Raw genomic sequence first — 5664 nt, forward strand, 5'->3', positions numbered from 1 at the left:
TAGGTTAAGCTAGTAAGAGCGCACGGAGGATGCCTAGGCACTAGGAGCCGAAGAAGGACGTGGCGAACAACGAAACTGCCTCGGGGAGCGGTAAGCACGCATTGATCCGGGGGTGTCCGAATGGGGAAACCCGGCTGTCGTAATGGACAGTCACTCATAACTGAATACATAGGTTATGTAGAGGCATACCAGGGGAACTGAAACATCTAAGTACCCTGAGGAAGAGAAAACAAAAGTGATTCCGTCAGTAGCGGCGAGCGAACGCGGATTAGCCCAAACCAAGGAGCTTGCTCCTTGGGGTTGTAGGACGTCTCACATGGAGTTACAAAGGTGTTGAGTAAACGAAGAGGTCTGGAAAGGCCCGCCAGAGAAGGTAAAAGCCCTGTAATTGAAATTCWACACCCTCCGAGACGGATCCTGAGTACGGCGGGACACGTGAAACCCCGTCGGAATCCGGCAGGACCATCTGCCAAGGCTAAATACTCCCTAGTGACCGATAGTGAAGCAGTACCGTGAGGGAAAGGTGAAAAGCACCGCGGAAGCGGAGTGAAAAAGAACCTGAAACCGTGCGCTTACAAAAAGTCAGAGCTCGTTAAAAGAGTGATGGCGTGCCTTTTGTAGAATGAACCGGCGAGTTACGTTCACGTGCAAGGTTAAGTCGGGAAGACGGAGCCGCAGCGAAAGCGAGTCTGAATAGGGCGAATAAGTACGTGGTCGTAGACCCGAAACCGTGTGATCTACCCCTGTCCAGGGTGAAGGTGCGGTAACACGCACTGGAGGCCCGAACCCACGCATGTTGAAAAATGCGGGGATGAGGTGGGGGTAGCGGAGAAATTCCAATCGAACTCGGAGATAGCTGGTTCTCCCCGAAATAGCTTTAGGGCTAGCCTCGGTTAAGAGTGTCGTGGAGGTAGAGCACTGATTGGGTGCGGGGCCCGCCAAGGGTTACCAAGTCCAGTCAAACTCCGAATGCCATAGACATGTTTACCGGGAGTCAGACAGTGAGTGCTAAGATCCATTGTCAAGAGGGAAACAGCCCAGATCATCAGCTAAGGTCCCCAAGTGTGTGTTAAGTGGGAAAGGATGTGGAGTTGCAAAGACAACCAGGATGTTGGCTTAGAAGCAGCCACCATTTAAAGAGTGCGTAATAGCTCACTGGTCGAGTGACTCTGCGCCGAAAATGTAACGGGGCTAAACACACCACCGAAGCTATGACATGTACCGTWTGGTACTTGGGTAGGGGAGCGTTGTATGTAGGTWGAAGTCAGACCGTAAGGACTGGTGGACAGCATACAAGTGAGAATGCCGGTATGAGTAACGAAAAGACAAGTGAGAATCTTGTCCGCCGAAAGCCTAAGGGTTCCTGAGGAAGGCTCGTCCACTCAGGGTAAGTCGGGACCTAACGCGAGGCCGAAAGGCGTAGTGGAAGGACAACAGGTTGAAATTCCTGTACCACCGTAAACCGTTATGAGCAATGGGGTGACACAGAAGGGCAGTGACGCGGACTGATGGAATAGTCCGTCCAAGCAGTGAGGCAGAGTYGTAGGCAAATCCGCRACTCGYGTAAGCTAGGCTGTGATGGGGAGCGAAAATTACAGTAGCGAAGGTCATGTACTCCGGCTGTCAAGAAAAGCCTCTAGCCAGGTGAAGGTGCCCGTACCGCAAACCGACACAGGTAGGCGAGCAGAGCATGCTAAGGCGCGCGGAAGAACTCTCGTTAAGGAACTCGGCAAAATGACCCCGTAACTTCGGGAGAAGGGGTGCCTCGGTAGGGTGAATAGCCCGAGGGGGCCGCAGTGAAAAGGCCCAAGCGACTGTTTAGCAAAAACACAGGTCTGTGCGAAGCCGTAAGGCGAAGTATACGGGCTGACGCCTGCCCGGTGCTGGAAGGTTAAGGGGAGCGGTTAGGAGCAATCCGAAGCTGTGAACCGAAGCCCCAGTAAACGGCGGCCGTAACTATAACGGTCCTAAGGTAGCGAAATTCCTTGTCAGGTAAATTCTGACCCGCACGAATGGCGTAACGACTTGGGCGCTGTCTCAACGAGAGATCCGGTGAAATTTTAATACCTGTGAAGATGCAGGTTACCCGCGACAAGACGGAAAGACCCCATGGAGCTTTACTGCAGCTTGATATTGGACTTTGGTACGATCTGTACAGGATAGGTGGGAGCCTTTGAAGCATGAGCGCCAGCTTGTGTGGAGGCAACGTTGGGATACCACCCTGATCGTATCGGAGTTCTAACCTRGAACCGTGAAACCGGTTCGGGGACCGTGTCAGGTGGGCAGTTTGACTGGGGCGGTCGCCTCCTAAAATGTAACGGAGGCGCCCAAAGGTTCCCTCAGAATGGTTGGAAATCATTCGGAGAGTGCAAAGGCATAAGGGAGCTTGACTGCGAGACCAACAAGTCGAGCAGGGACGAAAGTCGGGCTTAGTGATCCGGTGGTACCGAATGGAAGGGCCATCGCTCAACGGATAAAAGCTACCCTGGGGATAACAGGCTTATCTCCCCCAAGAGTCCACATCGACGGGGAGGTTTGGCACCTCGATGTCGGCTCATCGCATCCTGGGGCTGAAGTAGGTCCCAAGGGTTGGGCTGTTCGCCCATTAAAGCGGTACGCGAGCTGGGTTCAGAACGTCGTGAGACAGTTCGGTCCCTATCTGTCGCGGGCGCAGGAAATTTGAGAGGAGCTGTCCTTAGTACGAGAGGACCGGGATGGACGTACCGCTGGTGTACCAGTTGTTCCGCCAGGAGCACCGCTGGGTAGCCAAGTACGGACGGGATAAGCGCTGAAAGCATCTAAGCGTGAAGCCCCCCTCAAGATGAGATTTCCCAATTAAACCTACCAAATCTTATTTGGTAGGTTTCTATGTTTTTATTTGTTTAGAAGGAAGCGGAGCTTCCTGCATCTTCGTATTTGTGCAGAAAGCTATTCTTAATCTGATGTTGGCCGCCCAGCATCTTCAGTGAATATTGCTAAGTATTTAACCTGTTCAGATACAGGGATAACACGATGCTCTTCCAGTGAGTTAAAGTACATTCCATCTCCTGCACTCATCTCATATTCGATATTGCTGACCTTATACTTCATTTGTCCAGAAAGGACATAGATGAATTCTTGTCCCTCGTGAGAGAGTACATGACTTTTCACTTCACCTCGTTGTGCTACAAACAGATAAGGCTGCATGATTTTATCTCTTCTGCCGGATGCGAAGTCAAAGAAAGAGTAGCCCTTATCTGTTTTGATCCATTTTTCTATAACCTGATACTCTGCCGCACTCGTATAGATCGTTCCGTTGTTCGGGGACGGTTCTAAAAGGTCTGATACCTTTACTCCTATGCACCTCAACATCCATTCGCAAGCAGGTTGTATTTCCTTTATTAGAGACCGGAATACCATTACTTGTAGAAAAGCCATTCTCCGATACATTAAATGATGCGATTGAAATTACGGAAAAAGCAAAGCAGTTTAACGTTCCAGTCGCAGTGAATCAGAATTTTAGACGTCATTATCCATTCGAGATCGTTAAGAACATTATTGCAAACACGATTGGCAAAGTGACGATGATTATATTCAATGTAATGTTTTTCCGGCAAGATTCAGGATAGCGCCTTGATCGTGAGCGACATGCTTTATCGGTTATGGGTATCCATTGGTTTGATGGTTTTAGACAATATTGGGCTGCGAGGCAGAATCGGTTGTATGCTTGATGAATTCTTCTGATGCAATTAACTGTCAGGGAGAGACAGATGCAACGGTTCTATTAAATTTTGAAAACGGTTCCATTGTGACTTATCGCAGAGCTTCTCTTCGTCGATTAGTCGAACGGAGATGATTGTAATTGGAGAGAAGGGAGCATGAGATTTAATCATAATCAGGTTGAGCTTTACCTCCCTGGTGAACGGAATTCGTCACAAACATGGGAGAACCACTATTCTCGCGAACAAAATAGTCTGGATAACATCGAGCAGCTGTTAACATGGATCGAGACAGGTGCAGTCGCCAACAACAGTGCAGAAGATAACCTGAAGACTGTAGCATTACTTGATGCTTCCTACCAGTCGGCAGCTGAATGTCAGATTGTAAGGCTCAAAGACGGAGTTAGAATATGACAATCAAATATGCTTTTTCTAGACCTACCACATCTGATGAAGAGCGTAATCTTCTTTTTAATGACTATCAGAAAGCTGGTTATGTTGGGTTACAGCTCAATGGAGGGCTATATGCACCTTATTTGCTTCAACCGGAACGTTATATGTAAGAATGGGGTCATAGAGAAGGTATAGCTGCAGCGCTTATTACCGGAGGAGGTCTGGATAAACAAGGACTCAGGAATCTACGAGAGCTGTTTCAGTTTGGTCAAAAGCTAGGGTCTGAGATGATCGTATTTTGCCACGGTGTGTCCCGCAGTCGGGTGACAACTGAAGATATTCGCACCTATGCAGATTGTTTGTCTGAGCTTGGAAAAGAAGCGCAGCAGTATGGACTGAGGCTTTCGCTCCATCATCACTACGATCAACCGGTTATGCATCGGGAAGATTTTGATGTTTTCTTTGAACGTATACAGCAGGGAACCGTAGGTTTAACAATTGATACCGCACATCTGGTCAAGTCCGGAATAGGGAACTCATCTGAACTGATTAGATCCTTTGCTTCCGTTATTGATAATTATCACATAAAAGATATTGCAGCAGGAAATTGGCAAATTCTTGGCCGTGAAGTAATTGACTTTGAACCGATATTTGCAGCAATTATAGATACCGGTTACCACGGCTGAATATCTGCAGATGAAGAAAGCGGTGGTTCTATCGTGCAAGGGCTAGATGAATGTAATCGTTTCTTAAGGCATGGATTACAATCTACCAAGTAAGGAGAACGAGTAATGGCTACAATCTCAGATTGCGTAAAGTAGAGGAGGGCCGCATCCAGCCGATGGATTGGGGTAAGATTCATTGGTTATGTGGTCAAGATATCGATCCAGAGTCGGAAATGACCTTGGTATGGTTTATATCGAAGCTGGTCAAGCGAACGGGAGACATTTTCATCCCAATTGTGAGGAGCTTATTTTTGTATTATCTGGAGAGTGTGATCATTCGCTTGGAGACGAAATGTTCCATCTTGAGCCAGGGATGATGCTCCGAATTCCGCGTGGCGTTCCACATCATGCAAAGGTGACTAGTTGGGAGCCTTGTCGAATGATCATCGCGTATTCAGCGCCAGATCGACATACGATAGGAGAGTAGGAGTAACATTGAAGATGGAAGGCATAATAATGCATTCCATCTTTGTTATTTTAAATAGATGAATTCATATCAAAACTCTAGTAAAGTTAATGAGATAATTAATGCAATAGTCTGATAACTGTACCGATTTAGGGGTTGTATATAGAAATAATAATAAATTATCAAAAACACTTGCATTAATAAATCATTGTATGGTATATTCTATTTCTGGCCGAGAGAAACAAGCGGTTGGGACGGAAAGCTGAAAAACATTGATGGATAGAAATTGAGATCGATGAAAAATAAAGCTTGACACTGAATTCGATAACGTGATAAGATATGCAGCGTTGTTGAAAAATAAATTGTTCTTTGAAAACTGAACAACGAGCAAAACTGCCCCGTTAGAAATAACGGAAAAAGCGATGTATTGATCTCTATCGAA

4 protein-coding genes and 1 rRNA gene are annotated in these 5664 nt (G+C 47.3%); 4 read left to right on the top strand and 1 reads right to left on the bottom strand.

The window, feature by feature from the left end:
- The first annotated feature begins 2 nt into the window (after window positions 1–2).
- Window positions 3–2942, top strand: a 23S ribosomal RNA gene (locus tag AB4Y93_RS28765).
- Here AB4Y93_RS28765 and AB4Y93_RS28770 read toward each other — a convergent pair.
- A complete protein-coding gene (locus AB4Y93_RS28770) occupies window positions 2935–3417 on the bottom strand; it encodes a cupin domain-containing protein (protein ID WP_441897206.1) in 483 nt (160 codons plus the stop codon). The two genes, AB4Y93_RS28765 and AB4Y93_RS28770, sit on opposite strands and share 8 nt — an antisense overlap.
- A 440-nt stretch (window positions 3418–3857) precedes the next feature.
- On the opposite strand from AB4Y93_RS28770, the gene AB4Y93_RS28775 reads away from it, so the two are divergent.
- From AB4Y93_RS28775 to AB4Y93_RS28785, 3 genes are all read left to right on the top strand, one after another.
- The gene (locus AB4Y93_RS28775) at window positions 3858–4112 is read left to right on the top strand and encodes a hypothetical protein (RefSeq protein WP_441897208.1); all 255 of its coding nucleotides are present in this window, start codon (window positions 3858–3860) and stop codon (window positions 4110–4112) included.
- Window positions 4113–4312: 200 nt separating this feature from the next.
- A complete protein-coding gene (locus AB4Y93_RS28780; RefSeq protein WP_441897210.1) occupies window positions 4313–4777 on the top strand; it encodes a sugar phosphate isomerase/epimerase family protein in 465 nt (154 codons plus the stop codon).
- A 223-nt stretch (window positions 4778–5000) separates the two neighbouring features.
- Window positions 5001–5243 (top strand): cupin domain-containing protein, encoded by a 243-nt coding sequence (locus AB4Y93_RS28785; protein ID WP_441897212.1) that lies wholly within the window; start codon window positions 5001–5003, stop codon window positions 5241–5243.
- Window positions 5244–5664: the final 421 nt, after the last annotated feature.

The organism is Paenibacillus sp. YAF4_2, from assembly GCF_052113225.1.
Taxonomy (GTDB): Bacteria; Bacillota; Bacilli; order Paenibacillales; family Paenibacillaceae; genus Pristimantibacillus.